The organism is Streptomyces sp. NPDC102406, from assembly GCF_044765725.1.
In the GTDB taxonomy this organism is placed as follows: domain Bacteria; phylum Actinomycetota; class Actinomycetes; order Streptomycetales; family Streptomycetaceae; genus Streptomyces.
This window is the reverse complement of sequence record NZ_JBIWKP010000004.1, coordinates 644,036-667,539: the sequence shown is the minus strand read 5'-3', so window position 1 is coordinate 667,539 and position 23,504 is coordinate 644,036. Positions and strand designations below refer to the sequence as shown.

General features: G+C 70.9%; 10 protein-coding genes. 9 read left to right on the top strand and 1 reads right to left on the bottom strand.

Annotation, left to right across the window (positions count from 1 at the left end; all coding sequences use genetic code 11):
• Positions 1-14 precede the first annotated feature (14 nt).
• Positions 15-5,963 carry an AAA domain-containing protein gene (locus ACIRF8_RS21105; RefSeq protein WP_404216908.1) on the top strand — a complete coding sequence of 1,983 codons (5,949 nt, stop codon included), beginning with the start codon at positions 15-17 and terminating at the stop codon, positions 5,961-5,963.
• A gap of 65 nt (positions 5,964-6,028) precedes the next feature.
• Here the strand turns inward: ACIRF8_RS21105 and ACIRF8_RS21100 are convergent, their stop codons facing one another.
• Positions 6,029-8,200 carry a UvrD-helicase domain-containing protein gene (locus tag ACIRF8_RS21100; RefSeq protein WP_404216907.1) on the bottom strand — a complete coding sequence of 724 codons (2,172 nt, stop codon included), beginning with the start codon at positions 8,198-8,200 and terminating at the stop codon, positions 6,029-6,031.
• Between the two features lie 235 nt (positions 8,201-8,435).
• Here ACIRF8_RS21100 and drmA point away from each other — a divergent pair, with 235 nt between their 5' ends.
• From drmA to ACIRF8_RS21060, 8 genes are all read left to right on the top strand, one after another.
• The gene (drmA, locus tag ACIRF8_RS21095) at positions 8,436-12,224 is read left to right on the top strand and encodes a DISARM system helicase DrmA (protein ID WP_404216906.1); all 3,789 of its coding nucleotides are present in this window, start codon (positions 8,436-8,438) and stop codon (positions 12,222-12,224) included.
• Positions 12,221-14,113: a DrmB family protein gene (drmB, locus tag ACIRF8_RS21090; RefSeq protein ID WP_404216905.1), complete on the top strand. Its 1,893-nt coding sequence runs from the start codon at positions 12,221-12,223 to the stop codon at positions 14,111-14,113. Before drmA ends, drmB begins: the two co-directional genes overlap by 4 nt.
• Complete coding sequence (drmC, locus tag ACIRF8_RS21085; RefSeq protein ID WP_404216904.1) at positions 14,110-14,874, top strand: DISARM system phospholipase D-like protein DrmC; 765 nt, start codon at positions 14,110-14,112, stop codon at positions 14,872-14,874. Before drmB ends, drmC begins: the two co-directional genes overlap by 4 nt.
• Before the next feature lie 279 nt (positions 14,875-15,153).
• Positions 15,154-16,719 carry a TIGR02677 family protein gene (locus tag ACIRF8_RS21080; RefSeq protein WP_404216903.1) on the top strand — a complete coding sequence of 522 codons (1,566 nt, stop codon included), beginning with the start codon at positions 15,154-15,156 and terminating at the stop codon, positions 16,717-16,719.
• The gene (locus ACIRF8_RS21075; protein ID WP_404216902.1) at positions 16,716-17,921 is read left to right on the top strand and encodes a TIGR02678 family protein; all 1,206 of its coding nucleotides are present in this window, start codon (positions 16,716-16,718) and stop codon (positions 17,919-17,921) included. Before ACIRF8_RS21080 ends, ACIRF8_RS21075 begins: the two co-directional genes overlap by 4 nt.
• The gene (locus tag ACIRF8_RS21070; protein ID WP_404216901.1) at positions 17,918-21,607 is read left to right on the top strand and encodes a TIGR02680 family protein; all 3,690 of its coding nucleotides are present in this window, start codon (positions 17,918-17,920) and stop codon (positions 21,605-21,607) included. The genes ACIRF8_RS21075 and ACIRF8_RS21070 overlap by 4 nt, the downstream gene beginning before the upstream one ends.
• On the top strand, positions 21,608-22,018 hold the full coding sequence (locus ACIRF8_RS21065) for an SbcC/MukB-like Walker B domain-containing protein (protein ID WP_404216900.1): 411 nt from the start codon (positions 21,608-21,610) through the stop codon (positions 22,016-22,018).
• Positions 22,015-23,304: a TIGR02679 family protein gene (locus tag ACIRF8_RS21060; protein ID WP_404216899.1), complete on the top strand. Its 1,290-nt coding sequence runs from the start codon at positions 22,015-22,017 to the stop codon at positions 23,302-23,304. Before ACIRF8_RS21065 ends, ACIRF8_RS21060 begins: the two co-directional genes overlap by 4 nt.
• Positions 23,305-23,504: the final 200 nt, after the last annotated feature.

Genomic DNA, 23,504 nt, shown 5'->3' with positions numbered 1-23,504 from the left:
CGGTGGGGTGGCGTGTGAGTCAGCGTGAGAGCGATACGGGCAACGGTGTGCAGCTGGTCGGTTCCGTCCATCAGTACGACGACGGGCTGCATGTGCACGTCGACGATGTTGTGCCGTACGAGTTGGCCGATGCCGAGGACTCGTACGGGTACCGGCAGGGTGACGACCTCGTACGCTGCACTCTCCATCTGAGCAACGGCACCGGCCGCCCCATCGATCTGGAGGGCATAAGCCTCTTGGTCCGCGGCGGGCCGTACGGCAAGACGGCCCGCCAGGTGCAGGACTACAAGAGCGAAGTCCTCGACGACGAGTTGGAAGGCACCCTGGCCAAGGGGCGCAGGACCTCGGCCACCTGGGCCTACAGCATCCCGGCCGGCAGCGCCGCGGATCTGGACATCGAGGTGCGGTTCCGGGGCCGGCACGAGAGGGAGAGCGTCACTTTCACCACAGGTGAGGCCGCTGCGCCCGACACCACCGCCACGGATCCCCGCGCGGCCCTCGTACAAGCCCGGCAAGCCTCGTCCTCTCCGTCCGTGCCGCTCCCGGACCAAGCGGCGCTTTTCGGCGAGCATCAGGACTCCCTGTTCACGTCCACGGAGCCCGAGCCCGTGGCCACTCGACGAGGGGCGCTCGACGCCGTGCCGCCGCAGCCGACGGGCCCCGGACAGCCGACCGGCTCCGGACAGGAGGGCGGCTCCAAAAAGGCGGGCGCGCCCGCGCGAAAGCACCAACCGTCCGCCGACGAGACCGACGCCGCGCGCGTCCGCCAGATCTTCCGGTTCCTCGCCGAGGCAGAGGAGTCCAAGGCGCGGCCCGTCCGCACGCTCGACGGCGCGGCCGGCGCCGTATGGTTCGAGGAACTGCCTCACGACCCAGGCGTCCAGGTAATGCTGGACGCGGCGCCGGACACCACCGACGATCTGGCCTGGCTGACCGTCGCACGCCCCGAGCGCGAGGAGCCCCCGCACCCCGCGTCGCTGCTCGCCCCCTGGGTGGACGAGACCCGTATCCGGGACTTCACCCAGACCCACGCCCCGCACCTGCGCCGCCGCATCGAGCCCGACTACCCGGACTGGTCCGAGGGGATCCCGCTCGAGAAGACGTATCACGAGCTGGACGAGCACCCGAAGCGGGAGAAGATCGAGAAGCTGTATGCCGGGTGGCAGCAGGAGTGGCTGGCATGGGCGGGGCGACGGCGCGCGATCGACCCCCTGGTCAGGCTCTACGACCGCCTGCACAAGATGCACGAGGACGCCGCCAACCTGGGCGAGGCGTACGAACTCGTCCTCGGTCTGGGCCGGCTGACCTGGCAGACCACCAGCGGCCAGCGCGTCGAACGGCACCTGGTCACCCACCGGGCCACCCTCCAGCTCGACCCGTCCACGGGCACGCTCACCGCCGCACCCGACCCGACCGGAGTCGGGCTCGAACTCGAAGAAGGCATGCTGGAAGGGGCCCAGCACGTTCCCGGCCCGGTCCGCGAGCAGATCGTCGAGGTTCTGGAAGGTGCGTCGGACGTTACCGACCCCGCTCACCTGGAAGCCCTCCATACGGCCCTGCGCAGTTGGGTCAACGCGGCGCACAGCGCCGGTAGTTACTCACCGACGGTGGAGCGGGTCAAGCCGCGCACCCTCGACGTGCCCCAGGTGGGGCTCACGCCGGCACTCGTCCTGCGGGAGCGCAACCGCCGTTCCACGATGGACGCCCTCAAGGCCATCGCCCGGCAGATCGACGCCGGTACGCGCCCCACCGAGCTGCTCGCCTACGTCGCCGGCCGCGACGGGGCGCTGACGGCTGCCGACCGAGCGGCGGCCGAGGGCGACGGCTCGGAGACCGGCAGCGGCGAGATGTACTTCGCGCTACCCGCCAACGAGGAGCAGCGCACCATCGCCGAACGGCTGCGCGGCAACCGGCTCGTCGTGGTGCAGGGCCCGCCCGGCACGGGCAAGACGCACACCATCGCCAACCTGGTCACGGACCTCCTCGCACAGGGCAAGCGCGTTCTCATCACCAGCCACACCTCACGTGCCCTGCGCGTACTGCGGGACAAGCTGCCCGAATCCGTCCGTGACCTGTGCGTGAGCCGCACCGAGGACGGCGCCTCCGCCCAGCGCGAGCTGGAGGCGTCCGTGCAGCGCATCCTCGGCGAGTACGCCGGTTACGACCCCAAGGCCTCGGAACAGGACATCCGCAAGCTTCAGGCGCGGCTCGCCCAGGCCCGCTCTGCCCAGCAGGCCATGCTGCGGGATCTCGCCGTCCTGCGGGAGCAGGAAACCCGCCGCTTCGAGGCGGAGATCGGCGACTACAGCGGCAGCCTCCAGGAGATCGCCGAGCGTCTCACGTCCGAGGCGGTGACGTACGACTGGCTCGGCCCGGTCCCGCAGGAGCAGCCCGCGCTGAGCGCCGAAGACGCCCTGCGCCTCCTGCACACCACGCGTGCGTTCACCCCGCACCAGCGGGCTCTCGCGGCCGAGGTGCCCGGACCGTCCGAACTGCCTGACTCCAGGGACTTCGAAGACGCCGTCCTCGTCGTGCGCTCCGCCGAAGAAGCGCACGCGGCGGTGCGGCAGGACCCGCTGAGCGGCGAGTACGACACGGCGGTACGAGGCCTCGGGGAGGGCGAGCAGCAGCGGCTCTCGGCCGCTCTCGACGCCTTCGCCGCCGCCCGCGCCCGCGCCGCTTCACTCGCCGCGGCGACCGGGACTTGGGCGACGGAACTCCTGCGGGAGGTCACCGCGGGTCAGGACTGGCAGGCCCGCAGCCGGCAGGCGGCGGTCACCGACGCCCTCGCGGCCGCGGACGCCTCGCTCGCCACCCTGGGCACAGCGATGGTCAGCGGCCTGGAGCAGTACGACCCGGCCACCGCGCTCGGCCAGGCCACCGCACTGCACGACGGCCTCGTCCAAGGTCAGAAACTGCGTGGACCGCTCGGCATGCGTTCCAAACTGTCCAAGGCCGTCGGCGCCTTCGTCGACTCCGTCCGGGTGGACGGACGAACACCGGAGGACCCGGCCACCGCGGCCGTCGTACTCGCGCGTGTCCAGCTCGAACTGCGCCTGGCACAAATCGAGTCCGAGTGGGCGAGCGCTGCCACCGCCTGGCAGGGGCACGGCCCGCGACTCGCCCGCCTGCGGCAGGAGGCCGAGGTTCTCGACGCGCTGTTCGCCGTCACCGCGGCCCGCACCGACGTGCTCGCCGCGGCGGCCACCGCACCGCAACTCACCGTCGCCACCTGGCACGACCCGGCCGTCGAGAACGCCGTACGAGCCGTGCTGCGGGCGGCCACCACGCTGCGCGCCGCCGAGAAGTCCCGCAGAGCCATCACGGACACCGAGGAGCTGCTGCGCGCCTGGAGCGAGCGGCCCGGTGCCTCATCCGCCGTCACCCGTGCGCTCGACGCCGTACAGGCGCGGAACCCGGACGGCTACCGCGAGTTCAGCCACGAGATGACCGAAGTCCGCGAAGCCGCCCGGCTGCGCGCCGAACAGCACGCCGCGCTCATCCGCGTACAAGAGATCTTCCCCTCGCTCGCCGAGCGGATCACCCAGTCCCCGCAGGACGACACCTGGGACACCTGGTTGCCGCTCCTTGCGAAGGCTTGGGCCTGGTCCGCGTGGCGGGACCGCATGGAGCGGCTCACCGACCCGGACGCCGAGCGCACCCTGCGCGCACGCCTGACGGAGGCCGACGACGAGGCGCGCATCATGCTCGCGCGGCTCGCCGCCGCCCGGGCTTGGCACCGCTGCCTCGGACTGCTCACCGGCGACCAGTCCCGCGCGCTCAGCGCATACCAGCAGGCCGCACGCCGTATCAAGGGCAAGTACCAGCACCGCTACCGGCGTGACGCACAGGCCGCACTGCGCAAGGCGCAGTCGGCCGTACCGGCTTGGATCATGCCGCTCCACGCGGTGGCGGAGACCGTACCCATGGACCAGCCCGGCATGTTCGACGTCGTCATCGTCGACGAGGCCAGCCAGTCCGGTCTGGAGGCCATGCTGCTGAGCTGGCTGGCCGACCGCATGGTGGTCGTCGGTGACAGCAAGCAGGTCAGCCCGTCCAACGTGGGCCTCAAGCAGGACGAGTACTTCCACCTGCGGGACCGGCTGCTCACCGCCCTCGAACCGGACGTGCGCAGCCTCTTCGGCCCCGAGTCCAGCTTCTTCGACCTCACCGAGGCGCTCTCCGCCGGCCGCGGCACGCTCATGCTCAAGGAGCACTTCCGGTGCATGCCGGAGATCATCTCCTTCTCCAACGAGCTCTGCTACAACAACCGGCTGCAACCGCTGAGGCAGTACGGTGCCGACCGGCTGCCCCCGGTCCGCACCGTCCACGTCGAGGGCGGAGAGGCGCTCGGCACCAACACCCGGCTGGTCAACATCGCCGAGGCCGAGGCACTCGTCGACGCGGTCGTGCGCTGTTGCGCCGATCCCGCCTATGACGGGAAGACCATGAGCGTCATCAGCCTGCGTGCCGCCAAGGGCCACCTGGCGGAGCTGGAGAACCTGCTCGCCGAACGGCTCGACTACGAACAGCGCGAGGAGCGGCGCATCAGGGTCGGCGACGCGGAGGACTTCCAGGGCGACGAGCGGCACGTCATGTTCGTCTCCTGCGTCAACTCGGCCAGCACCGCCGCCGGGACCGTGCCAGGGGGCTTCACCGGCAAGACGTACGAGCAGCGCATCAACGTCGCTGCCTCGCGCGCGCAGGACCAGCTCTGGGTGTTCCACAGCGCGCGCACGGAACAGTTCCACGAGAACGACCTGCGGCGGCAGTGGCTCGATCACCTCACCCGGCCCTCTGAGGAGGACGCCGTCGCGGTCGAGGGTGAAGTCCTGCCGGACGTACGGCACGAGGCGTTCGACAGCCTCTTCCAGCAGAAGGTGTACCTGGAGCTGGCCGGGCGCGGCTACCGGGTGCGGCCGGGATACCGGGTCGGGCGGCACGCGATCGACCTGGTCGTCGAGGGCGGGACCCGGCGGCTCGCCGTCGCCTGCGACGGTGATTCCTTCGCCGAGGGCGAGGACGCGTCGACGGCCGCTGCCCGGCAGCGCGACCTGGAGCGGGTCGACTGGACCTTCGTCCGCATCCGCGGAAGCCGGTTCCACCTCGACCGGGAACAGGCACTCGCGCCGCTCTGGGCGGAGCTCGACCGGCTGGGCATCGAGCCGCTCCCCGAGGCGCCGAAGGTGCGGGAGGGGGCCGAGGCTCCGGTGGAGGAGACGTGGCCGGAGGCGGCACCGACCGGCATTCAGGACGACGGCCACTCCAGGATCCCGGCTCAGGAGCCAGGCACGAGCGCGCAGGCGGATGCCGACGACGCCTTCGGCCCGCCGGTCCGACCGGCACCGCCCATGCACGGTGCCGGGCCGCAGGGCATCGAGCACGGAGTCATGGCGACTCTCACGGAGGCGATGGCCTCCCCTTCCACTCCGGCAGGGGCGAAGGATCCGGTGTCCGTATCCATGCCGCACAAGATGCCGGAAACCGCCCGAGGCCCGCAGGGCCCGCTCCCCGTGCAGCAGATTCCCGCAGCCGCCTTCCAGCGGTTGGTCCATGAGATCCAGCAACTGCAGCTCGCGATCGACGCGCCGGACGACTCGCCCGACGGCGTCGACCCGGCCAACCTGGCCTTCCTCCGCAGGACGCAGGCCGACCGGCGGGACCGTCGTACGAAGCGCCTGGCCTTCCTGCGCACGTTCCTCGATTCCGCTCGTGTCGGCGGCGGAACCGACGGACCGGAGGTCGTCATTCCCGGCGCGCTGCTGGCCCTCGAGTTCGACGGACAGGCCGACAGCGACACTCTCTACACGGTCGCCGAACTGCCATCGGACGAGGCGGACATCATCTCGCCGTCGTCCCCACTGGGCCATGCGCTGATGTGGCAGCCACCAGGGCGTGAGATCTCCTACGACGCTTCTCAGGGCAAGACTCGCACGGTCGTTGTCCGGGAGATCCGGGTCTGAGCCCCCTACGGCAACGCCCCGTCGCCCGAAACGGAACACGGTTCGGGCGACGGGACCCGCGCGTCTCAGCCGACGACCGGGTCCAGCATGCGGCTGCGCTCACCGCTCCACGAGAGCGCCAGCGCGTCACGGGCCCGCGTGCAGGCCACGAACAGCAGGCAGTGCTCGGCCAGGAGGTCCGACTGGTGCTGTACGGGGTCCACCTCGGCCGGCGTCATGTGCGGGGCGAACGGGAGCACGGCCGCGGTGACGCCGACGACGGCCACGCAGCGGAACTCAAGGCCCTTCATCGCGTGCATGGTGGCCACCCGTACGCCCGACACCTCCGGGCCCGGGTCGTCCTTCACCGCGACCGCCGGAACGCGTTCCCGGCGCAGGCGTGTGATGACCGCGTCGACCATCGTGTTGAACCGGGCGCACACGGCCACCTCGGAGGGCTTGACGCCGTCCTTGTCGATCCAGGTCCGCACCTGCTGGACCAGGGCCCGCAGTTCGTCGTCCTGACTGGCGTACCCGTGTGCGGTCGGGACGCGGCCGTGCAGCTGGGAGCGGTAGCCCCGTAACGAGTCCCGGCCGCCGTCCTGCTCGTCGTCCTCGCCGAGCCGTCCCACGGTCTGGCCGTCGAGCAGGGACGCGGACCAGCGCAGGATCTCCTCCGTGCTGCGGTAGTTGAGACGCAGCCGGGACGTTCGCCCCCGGACGTTGATGCCGAGCGAGCTCAGCGAGACCCGGGAGTCGTAGATGCGCTGGTGGGGATCGCCGACGAGGAACATGTCGTCGGACCGGGACGCCACGCAGGCGCGCAGCACCCGCCACTGGGCCGGGTGGAGGTCCTGGGCCTCGTCCACCACGACATGGCGGTAGCGCGGCTCGCCCTCGGCCAGTATGCGCGCGGCCTGGTCGCACAGTTGCGTGTACGTCGCCGAGTCGCGCGAGGCGACGTCCGCCGTGAAGCGTTCCAACACGCGCCACAGCCGGGCCCGCTGCACCCGTCCCACCTGGGTGCCGCGCCCTCGTCGCACGCAGCGCAAGTACTCCTCCGGAGTGCGAAGCCCTTGGGCGAGAACGACATTGCGGAACTCCAGGGACAGGAACTGCTCGGTCCACGGCAGTTCCTCGCGTGCGACGGCCCGCGTCCAGGCGCTCTTCTCCGCAGAGGCCGACAGCGGCTTCGTCGCCCTGCCCCGTGCCTCCCGGACGACGCGGGAGGCCAGCGAGTCCACCGTCGTGACGTCGACCCGCTCAAGGAGGTGGGCGTCGGCGTCGCCGAGCAACAGCGCCAGGCTGTCCCGCAGGGTGGACGCCATGGCGTTCGTGAAGGTGGTCAGCAAAATGCGGTCCCCGTCCCGCCCGGTGCGCAGCAGATGGCGTACGCGGTGGAGGGCGACGACGGTCTTCCCGGTCCCCGGGCCGCCGGTGACCTGAGCGGGGCCATTGAAGCCGGGGTGGTAGGCGTACCGGCGCTGGGCGGGGTGGAGGAAGATGCGCCAGCGGGTGAAGTCCTCGGTGAGGATGCGCTCCAGCTCGCCCGGTCCCGTCACCTCGACGATGCGGTTGGGCGTGTTGAGGATCGCCTCGCTGAGGCTGATGGCGGGCCGCTCCTCCGCCGTACGCACCGTCTGGCCCCGCGAAGCGATCAGTTGCTCCCAGACGTCCTCGGCCGAGTTGCCGTCCGCGAGGAACCACAGCACTTCGTACTGGTCCTCGGGCATCATCGGCGGCGCCATGACCGTCAGATCGTCGGCCGTGACACAGACCCGGGCCAGACGCAGGACCTGGTCGTCGATGCCGAGGTCGCGCAGCACGGTGTCGGAGTGCTCCTCGAAGAGGCGGGCGGGGGTGCTGACCGCCTTCGTCTCGAAGTACGTCGCCATCTGCTCGAGTGCTTCGACATTCCGCACCTCGAGACCGCCGGTGGCGCCGTTGACCGAATAGGCGCGTTTGCACGCCCAGTTGATCGCCTCGTCGTGAGGGGCGACGCGGAGCAGGGTGAACAGCTCGCTGCCGTCGTCGGGGGAGAGCAGCACACCGCGGTAGAACTTCGTGACACGTATGGTGCGGATCCGTGGATCGCGTGCCCGCTCCAGCTTCTCCAGATGCATCCCCTTGCTGGCATGCAGTTGCGGGACGGTCATGCTCCGGAACATCTGGATCGTGTCGTTGACCTCCTTCTGCACGGGTCTCTGCAGCGAGATGAGGTCCGCGACGAAGTCGTCGGAGAGGGCGAGTCGGGGCATGGGGTCCTCGGATCACGTATGAACGGCGGTTGGGGCAAGCCTAGAGAGGCGGTGCGTCCAGAGCGACCGGCTCGGCGAACTTGTTGTGTGAACTCAGTCAACGATTTATTGTGCTGTCGTACGTTTGTTCCTCGATCGCCCGATCACCGTTCGTGCTTCACCGGATCTGTCCGAGAGGACCCACCGCATGCCGGCCCAGCCTGCCCCGGCCGATGTTCCGCATCCACTCGAAGAAGTGCCCCAGACGTTCCGTGCCGGGGACTCGTACACCGTGCGGGACGGGCTCGTCGCCTACATCCGCCGCGATCTGCTGGGCCCCTGGGACGGTGAGAGCGAGAACCTGCCGAGCGCTTCCTCCGGACCGCGCGACCGCTACCTGGTCGGCATGCTCGGTCCGCAGCCCCAGGCCGTCACCACGGACGGCCTCGCGCTCGCGGCGGCCCAGAGCGCGGACGGCGACTCGGGCGACGAGCGGGAGGGCGACGACGCCGCACCCCAGGACCGGCTCACCCCGCAGGCCGCAGGCCGCATCTGGGCGTCGTCCATGGGCCTGTCGTTCACGGTTCCCGCATCCGTCGGCACACTCAGCGCCCATGTCCGCTGGGGCCGCTACACGCAGTCCGAGAAGGCCACGGACCAGGCGACGACGCGTCGAGTCTGGTCCCGCGAGCCGGTCACGCGCCCGGTGGACATCGACGTGACCGGCGAGACCGAGAAGATCCTTCCGCTCGAAGGCGACACCGTCGTCCTCGACGTGCGCGTACGGCAGCATGCCGGGCCGACCGGCGCGGAGGATCTCAGGGTCGTCGAACTGGCTCTGGTGAACAGGCAGCAGGACAGCAGCGAGGCGCGCGACGCCCACTGGCTCTTCCAGACCGAGATCGACGTGACCGCTTTCCCGGACGATCAGGCCGCGGTGTTCCTGCCCGTCGACGATCCACTCGGGCCCGCAGCCCGCGGCACGGCACCGGAAGACGCCGAGGACCGGCGGCTACGCCTCCTCTACCGGGACAGCCTCAGCCACGCCAAGGGCCGCAACGTCGCCGTGCACGCCCACGTGCGCGTCGGAGAGCGCAACGCGCACCGGCTCACCACCAGTTGGCTCCCCGAGTACGACGTCCCGGCCACCACCGCCCCGTCCCTGGCGGAGCAGGAAATGCTCCGCGGGCTCGAACTCGGCATGGACGAACTCGCCGAGATGGCGGTTCCCGCCCACAGGAACGAACTCGCCACCGCGCTGGCCCCGCTGGCCGACGGCTACGGTGCCTGGCTCGAACAGCAGCGTCACAAAGCGCGCACGCTCCCGGACGACCTCCGTGAATCCGCGGAGACCGCCATCGAGCAGGCGCTGGAGATCTGCGACCGCATCACGTTCGGCATCGACCTGCTCGTGGCCGACGACACGGCCCTGGAGGCGTTCCGGTTCGCCAACCGTGCCATGGCGCTCCAGCGCCGCAACACCGCCATCGCCACCGCCCGGGCCGGCCGCGAGGACGACCGCGACTCCTACCAGGACGCGTACGACCAGGTCCACGCCAGGGGCAAGAAGGCGGCAAGCTGGCGGCCGTTCCAGCTCGCCTTCGTCCTGCTGAACCTCGACTCCCTCACCCGGCCCGGACACCCGCACCGCGGCACCGGCCGTGAAGCCCTCGTCGATCTGCTCTTCTTCCCGACCGGTGGCGGCAAGACCGAGGCATACCTCGGCCTCGCCGCCTACACCTTCGCGCTGCGACGGCTGCAGGGCACCATCGGTTCGGGCACGGAGGCGCGCAGCGGCGACGCGGGCGTCGGTGTCCTCATGCGCTACACCCTGCGGTTGCTGACCGCCCAGCAGTTCCAGCGGGCCGCCGCCCTGGTCAGCGCCTGCGAGGTACTGCGCCGTGAGGGATACGCGCGGGACGTCCGCTGGGGCGCCACGCCGTTCCGTATCGGTCTCTGGGTGGGAACCGCGGTCTCGCCGAACTGGTTCGATGAGGCCAAGGAACAGATCGCGGACGCCAAGGAAAGCGCGAGCGACAAGCACGCACGCGTCCTCCAGGTCCTCACCTGCCCCTGGTGCGGCAGCGGCCTTACGGCCCGCTCCCACATGGAGTACGACGAGGGACGGCGCCGCGTCGTGCTGTACTGCCCGCGAGGGGAGGGCGAGGACCGCTGCCCGTTCTCGCGCCGGGAGTCGCCCGGCGAGGGCATACCCGTCCTCACCGTCGACGAGGAGATCTACCGGCTGGCCCCGGCGTTGCTGATCGCCACCGTGGACAAGTTCGCCCAGCTCCCCTGGAACGGGTACGCCGGTCTGCTGTTCGGCCGGGTCACCGAGCTCTGTCCCAGGCACGGTTACCGGCACGAGGACCTCGACGCCAAGACGGGCTGCGGAAGCCGGCACAACGCCAAGGGCGACCTGCCCGGCGTCACCGCACAGCCGGTCACGCGGCTCCGTCCCCCGGACCTCATCATCCAGGACGAGCTCCACCTGATATCCGGCGCGCTCGGCACCGTCGTCGGCCTCTTCGAGTCGGCCGTCGACCAACTGTGCACCTGGAGCGTCACCGATGCCGAAGGACTCCGCCACGAGGTGGGACCGAAGATCGTCGCCTCCACCGCGACCACCAAGCGCGCCGCCGACCAGGTGCTCGGTGTCTTCGGCCGCAAGGTGGCCGTCTTCCCGCCGCAGGTGCTCGACGTCGGCGACACCTTCTTCTCCCGCCAGGTGGAGCTGAGCCGTGAAAACCCCGGCCGACGCTACCTGGGTGTGTGCGCCCACGGCACCCGACTGAAGGCGGCCGAGATCCGCGTCGCCGAGATCCTGCTCCTGGCAGGACAGCAGCTCTTCGACGACTACGGCAGACCGGCGGACCCTTATATGACGCTGGTCGGCTACTTCAACGCCACCCGCGAACTGGCGGGCATGCGTCGCTACATGGACGACGACATCACCACCCGCGTTCGCTCCAACGGCAGCCGCAGAGGCCAGGACACACTGTCGGACCGGATCGTGAGCCGCGCCGGCATGCTCAGCGTCCAGGAACTGACCTCGCGCATCTCCTCGGCCGACATCGGCGCCGCCCTCAAGCGCCTGGAGACCGAGTTCGACCCCGAGCGCGACACCTCCGAACGGCGCCGTGCCTTCCTGCGCGAGTACGCGGTCGCCGTGAAAGAGAAGCGTGTTCCCCGCGCCGCAATGACGCCGACCGCGAAACAAGCCGTCGATGTCGTCCTGGCCACTTCCATGCTGCAAGTCGGCGTCGACGTCTCCCGCTTCGGCCTCATGCTGGTGGTCGGACAGCCCAAGAACACCGCCGAGTACATCCAGGCGTCGTCCCGCGTCGGCCGTGACGCCGAGCGCCCCGGCCTCGTCGTCACCCTCTACAACTGGTCACGCCCGCGCGACCTCGCCCACTATGAGGACTTCGAGCACTACCACGCCACGTTCTACCGCCGGGTCGAAGCACTCTCCGTCACCCCGTTCACCCGTCGCGCCCTCGACCGCGGCGTGGCCGCCACCTATGTCGCCGCGCTGCGCCAAGCGACCCATGACACCTCCCGCAACCTGGACGCCTCCCAGGTCGACCTCGACGGACCAGTTGCCCGCGAGGTCGAGCGCCGGCTCCTGGAAAGAGCCGAACGGGTGGGCGGCGACCGGCCCCGCCAGTACCTGAGCGAACGCCTGGACAGACTCAAGGACGAATGGCGGCGCAAGCGGGACGACAGCACCGCGTCTCTCGGTTACCGCAAGGAAAAGAACAAGAAGACAGTCGTCAACGGGCTCCTGCACAGGGCGGACGGTTCCCAGTGGACGGAACTGACTGTCGGCATGTCGATGCGTGAGACGGAGAACGAGATCAACCTGTTGCTCCCCGGCGGCGGCGCTTTCCTGGAGGAGTCGTCAGGGGGCGGACCCGACTGGAACTTTGGCGCGACCGGCCGCGAAGCCGCTGCCGACCCCGAAGTGACGGCCATCGTCGACAGCGACGAATACGGAACCACCGACGCCGGCACGGCGAGGAACGGAAGGGGACAGCGATGAGCGTCAACGGCAATCGCAGGGTCGGCGCCGTCCGCCCCAGCCACCTCATGTTCACCGCCGGCATCGGCTCCCTGGTCGACCTGCCGAACTTCTCGGTCCTCATCAAGGGACTCGAATTCTGGAGCTACGGGGGCATCACCGGCTACGACATTGATGAACCCCGATTGCGCGCTGCCGTGAACAGGTCCCTCCAGCGCTACGGGCGCGGACAGATTGAGCAACTGCGCGCGGCCCCCTGGCTGGAGGGCGGGGACACCGACCCCAAGGGCTGGGCCGCACAGGGCGTCGGGATACCTGTCACACCCTTCCCCCAGTGGCTGCGCTGCACCGCCTGCAACGTTCTGGCAGCCGTGGATACGAATGAGTTCGCCTTCCTCAACTCCAACCCCCGCACCCCGCATGAGGCGAAGTTCGTCCACGACTGCAAGAAGGGCAAGCCGCTCGCCGTGGCGGCCCGCTTCACTCTCGTCTGTACCGTCGGCCACCTCGACGAATTCCCGTACACGCTATACGTCCACCACGGAAGGAGCTGCACCAAAGCGGAGCGCCCCAAACTGCGGATGAAGGACCACGGCGGCAACCAGGCCGCCAACGTGACCATCCAATGCGTCGCGTGCGGCGAGAAGCGCAACATCCGCGAGGCGATGGGCGAACGGGGCCGCTGTCACCTTCCGCGGTGCCGCGGTCGCCACCCGCACCTGGGCACCTACGCGACGGACGGCTGCGACCAGGCCCCGGTCCTCATGGTGGCGGGCGCGTCCAACCAGTGGTTCCCGCTCACGCTCAGCGCCCTGGCCCTACCCAAGGGACAAGGGGGCGACATCGAAAAACTCCTTGAGGACCATTGGCCTGATCTCCAAGTCATCGCGGAACGCGGCCAGTACGACTTCATGGCGAGCATCCCGAAGTTCGGCTTCCTCAAGGAGTTCGACGCCGACTCGGTCGTCGCCGCCATCGCAGCTCGCAAGGAAGGCTCGACCGCGCCGGCCCCTTCGGCCCCCGACGTCCAGGCCGACCTCTTCGGGCCCGAGTGGGACGCGCTCTCCGGCCCCGTCCCCACGCCCAGCGACGACTTCGCCCTGAGACAGGTGCCCGTACCACCCACCCTCGGGGAACTGTTCGCCGACATCCGCCAGGTCGAGCGGCTGCGCGAAGCGCGCGCTCTGATCGGGTTCACCCGGCTCGACGCCCCCGATCCCGAATCACCGGAGATCGCCACGCGGGTGGACCTGTCCCGCGGCGCGCAGACCTGGGTACCGGCCAGCGAGGTCCGCGGCGAGGGCATCTTCCTGAGGGTGCGGGACGACCTCATGGCCGACTGGGCTGCCCGAGTGGAGAAGTCACCACAGATGGAAGCGCACAGGGAAGCCTTCGCCCGGTTCCGCGTGAACCGGAGGTCGGACCGTAAGACCAGCGACTTCGACCCCTACTACGGCTGGCCCGGAGCACGGTACATCGCCCTGCACACACTCTCCCACCTGCTTATTCGCACGATCGCCCTGGAATGTGGCTACAACTCGGCCTCGCTCGCCGAGCGGATCTACGCGGGGGACGAGCAGGACCCGCGAACGGGCATCCTCATCTACACTGCCGTCCCGGACTCCGAAGGCACCCTCGGGGGTCTGGTGTCCCTGGCCGAGGAGCGCGATTTCGAACGCATCCTCCGCCGTTGTCTGGTGGACGCCGGGCACTGCTCGGCCGACCCGCTGTGCTCGGAGCGCCTGCCGCACGACCCGGCGGACTACCTCCACGGAGCCGCCTGCCATGTCTGCCTCTTCGTGTCGGAGACCACGTGCGAGCGTGGCAACCGGTTCCTGGACCGCCGCTTCCTCGTACCGCTCTCGGGAGACAAGGATCAGGTCCTGACACCGGTCGGTCTGCTGCCGTGAGCAGGCCAAGGTTCGAGGCCGCCGCCGAGGCCGCGGTCGCGGTCCTCGGCCTCTCGCGCAGCAAGGACCTCGCCGGCCTGCTGGCACAGCGGCGCCGCAGGGAGAGGGTTCTGGCCGAACTGGCGACACCCGCGGTCGGCGAGGCCGTCGTGGAACTGTACGACGCCCTGGGGGCGGAGGAGGTGTCCTTCTCCGAGGCTGCCGCCTACGTACGCGGCTACGTCGCCGCTATGTCGCGTGCCCGGGAAGAGGTGCAGGTCCGTACGGTGTGGAGCGGTCCCGCGACACCGGCCGTACCGGTCCGGGCCACCGCCCAGGTGCTCATCGACGTCATCGAAGAGGCACAGGACGAATTGCTGGCCATGACGTACGCGGCCCGCCCGTACCCGGCACTGACACGGGCTCTCACCGAGGCCGTCGGCCGAGGCGTGACGACGCACATGGTGGTGGAAACGCTGGCGGGGGCGGGCGGTCTCCTCTCAGGCCGGGAACCGGCCGACGCATTTGCCTCGGTCTCCGGCCTACGCCTCTGGCACTGGGTACGTGGCCCGTCCGTCCCCGCGTACTCACGTCAGCATGCCAAACTCGCGGTGGCGGACCGGCGCGTGCTGTTCCTGGGCAGCGCCAACCTGACCGAGTCGGCTGCGCGGCGAAATATCGAGGCGGGGGTGCTGGTTCGAGGCGGCGAAGCCCCGCGGCGCGCGGCGGAGCACATGGTCGAACTGCAACGCGCAGGGGTGCTCCGACCTATCAGAGCTTGAGCAACACCGGTACAAGCCGGCCCGACTGAGCTGTCCAGGAACGGGTGCCCCGCTCCGGACTCGAGCGGGGGCCGCCAACGTCCTCCAGCAGAATCTGGTACCTGCCACTGCGGGCCGCGCCCGGGCGCGCGGGTGTCCGGGTGCCGCGTCGACGAAATGATGGCGCTGGTCCGACCGGCGATCCCGGCGGAGGGCGAGATGACGAGTCGCTCGGTAGCGTCGCCCGCAGTACGTGAAAACGCCCCTGGCGGCGTCGTTGATCAGGAAGAATGAACCGCGATGACATTCTCGGACAGCGGCCGGGACGCGCCTGACCTTACGTCCCTCCAGCCCTTTACGCCCTTCACCCACCTGACCGTTCCGAACTCCGCTCTCTACCGGGACATCATGGCGGAATTCCTCGCCGCCAAGGAACGGTTCGCCGTGCATCTGCGGCCCGAGGACGTGTACGCGGCGCTTTCGCCGGAGCGGCGGCCCGGCGATGCCGAGGCTGTCGGCAAGGCGCTGGACGCGCTGGTCGGGTGGGGGAACCTGCGGGCCGACCCGGACACCGCACGGGTCACCGCGGTCGAGGACTTCTATCGCAAGCGCTTCATCTATCAGCTCACCAAGGCGGGGGAGGCCGCCGAGGAGGCGCTCGCCGTGTACGGGGACGCGCTCGGGCGGCGTGGTGCGCTGCAGGCCGTGGCGCTGCACGACATCGTCACGCAGCTGCGGGCGCTGCTGGTCCTCGCGGCCGAGGACGCTCCGGACCCGGCCAAGGTGCATCTCGCGCTCGACGCGCTGAGCAGTCGGTTCGCCGCACTCGCGGAGAACGCGCGCGCCTTCATGGGGTCGTTGCAGCGCACGATCGATCTGCACGAGATCGAGGTCGACGACTTCCTCGCCTACAAGGACCGCCTGATCCAGTATCTGGAGCGATTCATCCAGGACCTGATCACCTTGGGCGGACGCATCGCCCGGCTGATCACCGAACTCGATGAGTACGTCGAGCCGTTGTTGCGTATCGCCGCCGCACGCGAGGCCGCCGACGCCTCGCCCGGTGAGGTGGAGCATGCGGAGAAATCCGCCCTCGAGCGGTGGCGCGGGCGCTGGTCGGGGCTCGGAGCCTGGTTCCGTTCCGAGGAGGGGCGCGAGGCGCAGGCACGGCTGTTGCGCGGCCGGGCCCTCGGCGCCATTCCCCAGCTCCTTGCCGTGGTGCGCGTGTTGAACGACCGGCGCAGCGGGCGGTCAGATCGATCCGCCGACTTCCGGACGCTGGCCCGTTGGTTCGCCGAAGCGGACGGCGACGACGAGCGGCATCGCCTGTGGCGCGTCGCCTTCGGACTGTATCCGGCCCGGCACCTGACCATCGACGCCGATACGCTCGCCGCGCGCGACGCCACCACGGTGCCCCCCGCCACCCCCTGGGCGGCCGCCGCCCCCCTGCGGATCAGCCCGCAGTTGCGGCGCACCGGCAGTTACGAGCGGCGCGGCAAGCCCCGCCGCGTAGCGGACCGGTCGGCCGGGCGGCGCCGGCTCGCGGAGATCGCGGCGCGCCAGAGTGCTGAGATCTCGGCGGCCCGCGAGCGGATCGTCACCGACGGGGAGACACGCCTGTCGGAGCTCGGCGAACTCGACCCGGTGGCGTTCGGACTGTTCCTGCAACTGCTCGGTGACGCCCTCGCGACCTGGCGGCCCGGGACGACACAGACCGTCGCCACCAGCAACGACGGCTCGATGGAGATCAGACTCGCGCTGCTGCCCGGCGACACCCTCGCAGAGGTCCGTACCTCGCACGGCACCCTGCGAGGCCCCGACCACCGCGTGCAGATCGTCGACCTGACGGAGGTGCGCGGACGATGAGCACACCACTCGCCGAAATACTCGACGGGCAGCGCGATGCGGAACTGCGCCGTGGAGCCCGCGCCCTGCTCAAGCGGCCACTGCTCCTCGCCCACGGCGGGTACGCGGACGAGTTGCGGCTGGTGCGCCGCCACGCCACCGAACTGCGCGAGTGGTTCGAGCGGAACACGGGCTGGGGGCTCCAGGTCGACGCGGAGTCCGCCCGGCTGCGCAAGACGCCGGGACGACTGGACGACGCCAGTCACCCGGCCCGCGAGACCAACCGTGCACAGGCTCCCTTCACCCGCCGCCGCTACGTCCTGCTCTGCCTGGCTCTCGCCGCTCTCGAACGCGGCGAGAACCAGACCGCGCTCGGGCGGCTCGCCGACCACATCGTCCAGGAAGCCTCCGACCCCCGACTTGTGGCCGCCGGTATCGAGTTCACGCTGGAGCGCCGGGACGAGCGCCTCGACCTCGCCGCCGTCGTCCGCCTGTTGCTGGAGCTGGGGGTCCTGCGGCGGGTCGCCGGGGACGAGCAGGCGTACATCAGTGGAGCCGGTGACGCCCTGTACGACGTCGAGCGGCGCGTCCTTGCCGGGTTGCTCGCCACCCGCCGTGGACCCTCCACCCTGGCCGTCGCCTCCCTCGACGCACTGACCGCGGAGAGCGGACTCGACACCGACGAGCTGCGCTTCCGAGCCATCCGCCACCACTTGACCCGCCGCCTCCTGGACGACCCGGTGCTCTACTACGACGAGCTGAGCGACACCGAACTCGCCTACCTGACCAAGCAGCGGCCGTTCATCCTCGCGCGGATCAGCGAGCTGACCGGTCTGGTCGCCGAGGTGCGCGCAGAGGGCATCGCGATGGTGGATCCGTCCGACGACCTCACCGACGTACGGATGCCGGAGCAGGGCACCCACGGACATGTCACTCTGCTGCTCGCCGAGCACCTGGCGGGTGCGCGGCGTCCCGTGCTCGACGCGGATCTGCGAAGTCGTGTGCGGGCGTTGGCGGCCGAGCACGCCGGGTTCTGGTCGAAGTCCGCCAAGGCGCCCGGCGCCGAGGCCGAACTCGTCGAACAGGCGCTCGTCAAGCTGGCCGCGCTCGGCCTGGTCGACAGAACGCCCGAGGGAGCCGTCGCCCGCCCGGCTCTCGCCCGGTACGCCGTCGGTGCCACGGTCGTCACCGAAGCCGCTCCACGAAAGGTCCACCAGCAGTGACCGCGCCCTGCACGCTCCCCGCCCCCGCCCGCACCCGCTGGCAGCCCCTGCGCACCGGACTCGTCGACCTCTTCTACTACGACGACGAGGAGTTCTGGTTCCGCGACGGGCGGCTTCTGCTGCGCGGCAACAACGGCACAGGCAAGTCCAAAGTCCTCGCCCTGACCCTGCCGTTCCTGCTCGACGCCGACCTCGCCCCGCGCCGCGTCGAACCCGACGGCGACCCGAAGAAGCGCATGGAATGGAACCTGCTGCTCGGCGGCGAGCACCCGTACCCCGAGCGGCTCGGCTACACCTGGATCGAGTTCGGGCGGACCGACGAGGCCGGGCAAGTCCACTTCCGTACGCTGCTGTGCGGACTCAAGGCGGTGGCCGGCCGTGGCATCGCACGCCACTGGTTCGCCGTCACCGAACAGCGCATCGGCGAGGAGCTGTCCCTCCTCGACGCGACCGGCACCGCGCTCGCCCGTGACCGCCTCGCCGAGGCGATCGCCGGACACGGCATGGTCTACGACCATGCGGGCGCCTACCGCAGGGCCGTCGACGAGGCACTGTTCGGCCTCGGCGAGCAGCGGTACGGGGCACTGGTCGACCTCCTCGTGCAGCTGCGGCAGCCACAGCTGTCGAAGCGGCCCAACGAAGCGGCCCTGTCCAAGGCGCTCACCGAGGCACTGGCGCCGATGGACCAGGCCGTCGTCGCCGATGCTGCCGACGCGTTCCGTTCACTGGACGAGGAGAAGGACGAGCTGGCCGCCGCCGTCGAGGCACAGCGCGCGGCGGATGCCTTCCTGGAGCACTATCAGCGGTACGCGCGCGTGGCCTCGCGCCGCCGGGCCCGCCTGCCGCGCACCGAGCACGCCCGTTACGAGCACCTGCACCGCGAGCTCGCCCAGGCGCAGGAGGAGCGGGTCACGGCCGAGAAGGAGCGGGAGGCGGCCGAGGAGCGCGGCGCCGCACTGGAGGAGCAGACCGCACGGCTGCACGCGCAGGACGCGGCGCTGCGCGCGGGACCCGAGATGCGCAGCGCCCGGGAGCTGGAGCGCGCCGCCGAGGAAACGGTGCGCACGGACGAGGCGCTGCGACAGGCCGAGGCCGACCGCGAGCAGGCCGCGCGTACCCACACCCGGGCCCTAGAACGGCTTGCCGCCGACCAGAACAGGTTCGCGGCGGCGGGGGAGCGGGTGACCGGCACCCTCGCGCAGGCACGGTCGGCCGCGACCGCGGCGGCCCTCGACGGTGAACCGCGTATCGAGGGCGGTGCACTGCCCGAGCTGCGGCGTGCGGCGGAGGAGTCGGTGGACCGCCGTCGCCGTACCGTCGACCACGTCGGCCAACTGATGGTCGTCGCCGAGCGGGCCGCCGCCGAGCGGACCACCGCACAGAGTCGGCTCGACGAGGCCGCCACCGAACTCGGAGCGAGCGTCCAGCGGCAGCAGCGTGCCGAGCAGTCGGCGGCCGAGGACGGACACGCGCTGGTGGGCCGGGTGCGCGAACATCTCGACCGCTGCGTCGAGTTGCCCGTCCCGGACTCGGTCGGGCTGCTCGACGAGTTGCAGGAGTGGGTCGTTCATCTGGAGGGCCCGTTCCCTGCGCGGCGCGAGGCGGAAGCCGTTCATCGGTCGGTGAGCGGGCATTTCGCCGACCGCAGCGCCGAGTTGGGTCAACGGCAGGAGCTGACCGGCGAGCGGGTGCACGCGGTGCGTGCCGAGCTGGAACGGCTGGAGTCGGGCGGCCAGCGCGGGCCCGAGGCACCCGACACCCGCACACCGCGCGTACGGGACGACAGACCTGGCGCGCCGCTGTGGCGCCTGATCGACTTCCGCGAGCATGTCGGTGAGCCCGGGCGGGCTGGACTCGAAGCCGCACTGCAGGCCTCCGGACTGCTCGATGCCTGGGTCCTCCCCGACGGGACGGTCCTCGGCGCCGACGGTCACGACGTTCTGCTCGCCCCGTCCGCACCCGTGACCGGGGCCATACTGGCCCAGGCTTTGCGGCCTGCTGTCGACCACGGGGACCCTCGCGCCGTCGCGGTCGGCGAAACGGTGGTGGAACGGATCCTCGGCGCTGTCGGTCTCGGCGAGGGAACCGGCGCAGTCGGCACGTGGGTCTCCTACGACGGGCGTTTCCGGATCGGTGCACTCGTCGGAAGCTGGACGAAACCGGGCGCCGAGTACATCGGCGAAGGAGCCCGCGAAGAGGCGCGGCGCGCCCGCATCGACGTACTCCGCCAGGAACTCGACGCACTGGAAGCGGAGTGGACCGTCCTGCAGGACCAGCGGGCGGCGCTCACCGGGCGGCGGCGGGTGCTCGACGCCGAACTAGCCGCGCTCCCCGGCGACACCGCGCTGCGGCAGGCCCACGCCCGTGCCGCGGCCACCGTCGACGACACCCGGCGCGCCCGTGAGCGGCATGCCGAACGAGCCGATCGGCTTGCCGTCGCCGTGCGCGGTGCCGAGCAGGAGGCCGCCGCCCTGGCCGAGACCGCCGCAGATCTCGGGCTGCCCGACGAGCGGTCCGCGCTCGACGCGGTGAGCCGGGCCCTGACCGACTACACCGTCGCGCTCGCCGCCCTGTGGCCCGCCCTGCGAGAGAACTCCGCGTCCAAGGACGCCGTGGCGGCCGAGCACGCCGAGGCCGAGCGGGCCGGTGCCCGCACCGCCGAACTCGCGACGCGCACCGCGGAATCGGCCCGCGCGGCGGCCGCTGCCCAGGAGCACCACACCACCCTCCGCTCCACCGTCGGCGCCGCCGTCGCCGAATTGGAGCGACTTCTCACCGATACGGCCCGCGCCCTCGACGACACCGGTCGGGCTCTGCGCGCCGCACACGAGGCGCGCACCTCGGCGGACCGGCGCGCGTACCGTGCCACCGGCCGTATCGAGCAGTTGGAGCAGGACGTCACCCAGGCCACGGTCGCCCGCGCCGACGCCATCGTCACCCTTCAGCGGTTCGCCGCCACCGGGCTCCTCGCCATCGCGTTGCCCGGCCTCCCCCTCCCTGACCCGGCGGGCGAGCCCTGGGCCGCGACCCCCGCCGTGGCCCTCGCGCGGGCCATGGAGGCCGAGCTCAGCCGCACCGACGACTCCGACGCTGCCTGGGAGCGTGTCCAGGGCCTGCTCAACGCCGAGTACAAGAAGCTTCAGGACGCCCTTTCCCGGCATGGGCACACCGCCTCCGCCCGCATGGTCGAGGACGGCATGGTCGTCGACATCGTCTACCAGGGCCGCGAGCGCGCCGTGCCCGAGCTCGCGACCGCGCTCGCCGTCGAGGTCGCCGAATTGCAGCGGATCCTGTCCGCACACGAGCGGGAGATCCTGCAGACCCATCTGCTCATCGAGGTCGCGGGCACGCTCCAGGAACTGATCGGCGCCGCCGAACGGCAAGTGCAGGAAATGAACCGGGAGTTGCAGGAGCGGCCCACGTCCACCGGGATGCAGCTCCGCCTGGTGTGGCGGCCCTCGCGCAAGGCGCCGCCAGGCCTGGGCCAGGCGCGGGAGCGGCTGCGCCAGTCGGCCGACGCCTGGACGCCCGAAGAACGCACGGCGGTCGGGGAGTTCCTGCAGGAGCAGATCGCCCGGCACCAGTCGGGGGACGCGGCGGGCAGTTGGCTGGAACATCTGACCGCGGCGCTCGACTACCGCGACTGGCACGAGTTCGCCATCGAGCGCCGCCAGCACGGCCGCTAAGTGCCGGCCACCGGGCCCGCGTCCGGCGGCGAACGGGTCCTCGCCGTCAGCGTCCCCCTGTTCGCCGCCGCCTCCTCCCACTACGCGAGTGCTGCGAGCCCGCACGCGCCACGTCTGGTCACCCTCGACGAGGCGTTCGCCGGGGTCGACGACGACTCCCGCGCCAAGTGCCTCGGCCTGCTGCATGCCTTCGACCTGGACGTGGTGATGACCAGCGAACGCGAGTGGGCCTGCTACCCGCAGGTGCCCGGTGTCGCCATCGCCCAGCTGTCCCGCGTCGACGAGATCGCGGCCGTACTCGTCACCCGCTGGGAGTGGGACGGCACGGCGCTGGCCCGAGGCACCGACCCGCGGGCGGACGCGCCACCGACGGCCGTCGATGGGGGACTGGATGAGGGACTGTGGGCGTGACAGTGGACGTGGAGCGACTCCGACGCCTGCTCGGCACCGGTGAGCTGACCTGGTTCGTGGACCGGGCCCGACGGCGTATGGCCCGGGAGGAGCCGTTGACCGGGCCGGTCACTCTGGCCGCGCCGAATCCGGCCCAGCGCGCCGCGGTCGAGCGGCTGCTCGGCCGTTCGCCGGGGGCGGGGCGATCTCTGAGCGTGCGCTTCGAGACGGTGGACACCGTCCTGCGCCGCTCCGGCATTAGCCCCGACGGACTCGCTCCCGCGCTGATCGCGCTCGGCGGCCCCGTCGAGACGGTCCGCACAGCGCGCGAGCGCGAGGACCGGGCCTGGCGGACCGCGTACGCGCCGCTCGCCGAACTCGCCGCACGCACCGACGGCACGCTGGCCGAGTGGGCGGAGCGGCTGCCCCGCGAAGGGCTCGTACGCCGCCTGTCCCCGACGCCGACGGACGCAGCGGTCCTGGTCGGCAGGGCTGTACGGGCGCTGCACGAGCTGCCCGCCGAACCCCCCTGCTCGCTCAGCACCTTCGCTGCCCGTGTGCTCGGCGACGCCCACGCCCTCGACGACGGAAAGCCGCTGGCCACCGTCCTGCTTTCCGGAGTATGGGCGCTCACCGGGCACGACCGGGAAACCGGTGCGCAAGGGCGTCGGTCCGCATGGGCCGCGGCCGGGCTCCTCAAGGACGACGTCTCCTCGACCGTGCTCACGCTGGGCCTGCGCGGCACACCGGCCCTCGGCTGGCATGCGGACGCAGGCGAACCGGCCGTCCTGACCCTGCGGCAACTGAGCCGGCATCCACCGGCCCTCAAGCACGCAGAGCTGTGGATCTGTGAGAACCCTGCCGTCCTGTCGGGTGCCGCGGAGGCGTACGGACAAGACTGCCCGCCCCTGGTCTGCCTCCAGGGCCAGCCCTCGGCAGCCGCCCTCACCCTGCTCCGCCAAGCGCACTCGCAGGGGATCACCCTGCACTACCACGGCGACTTCGACTGGGGCGGCGTCAGGATCGCCGCCGGACTGCTGCGGCACGTGCCCTGGCAGCCATGGCGCTTCCGCACGGCCGACTACCGTGAGGCAACCCACCGCCCCGACCTTCCACCGCTCACGGGCCCGCCCGCAGCGGCGCCATGGGATGCGGAGCTGGAACCCTCGCTGCGGGAGCTGGGCGTCCGTGTGGAGGAAGAGACCGTCCTTGACGATCTGTTCAGAGACCTGGACGTGCAGCGGGCGACTCCTGCGGACACCGGAGATCCCCCGGACGGCCCTGTCATGGGTGCTCGTCGGAGGTGAGCTCAGTGGTGACGCCGAGGTGCTTCGCAACTACAACTACCCGAGGGGCAGGCTTCGGAGCCGTTGACCTTCAAGCGGCGGACAGTGGCCAAGCCACCGCGCCGTCCTCGAACTCGATGTGGTTGATGTAGGTGCGCTTCTTCGCACCGCCCGGGCTACCGGCGCCGCCGCCCGTGTCGGCCGGCATGTGGAACGCCCCT

Coding starts and splice junctions, on each gene's coding strand:
- ACIRF8_RS21100 (WP_404216907.1), bottom strand. CDS start 8,200: ATGCCCCGACTCGCCCTCTCCGACGACTTCGTCGCGGACCTCATCTCG.
- drmB (WP_404216905.1), top strand. CDS start 12,221: ATGAGCGTCAACGGCAATCGCAGGGTCGGCGCCGTCCGCCCCAGCCAC.
- ACIRF8_RS21075 (WP_404216902.1), top strand. CDS start 16,716: ATGAGCACACCACTCGCCGAAATACTCGACGGGCAGCGCGATGCGGAA.
- ACIRF8_RS21080 (WP_404216903.1), top strand. CDS start 15,154: ATGACATTCTCGGACAGCGGCCGGGACGCGCCTGACCTTACGTCCCTC.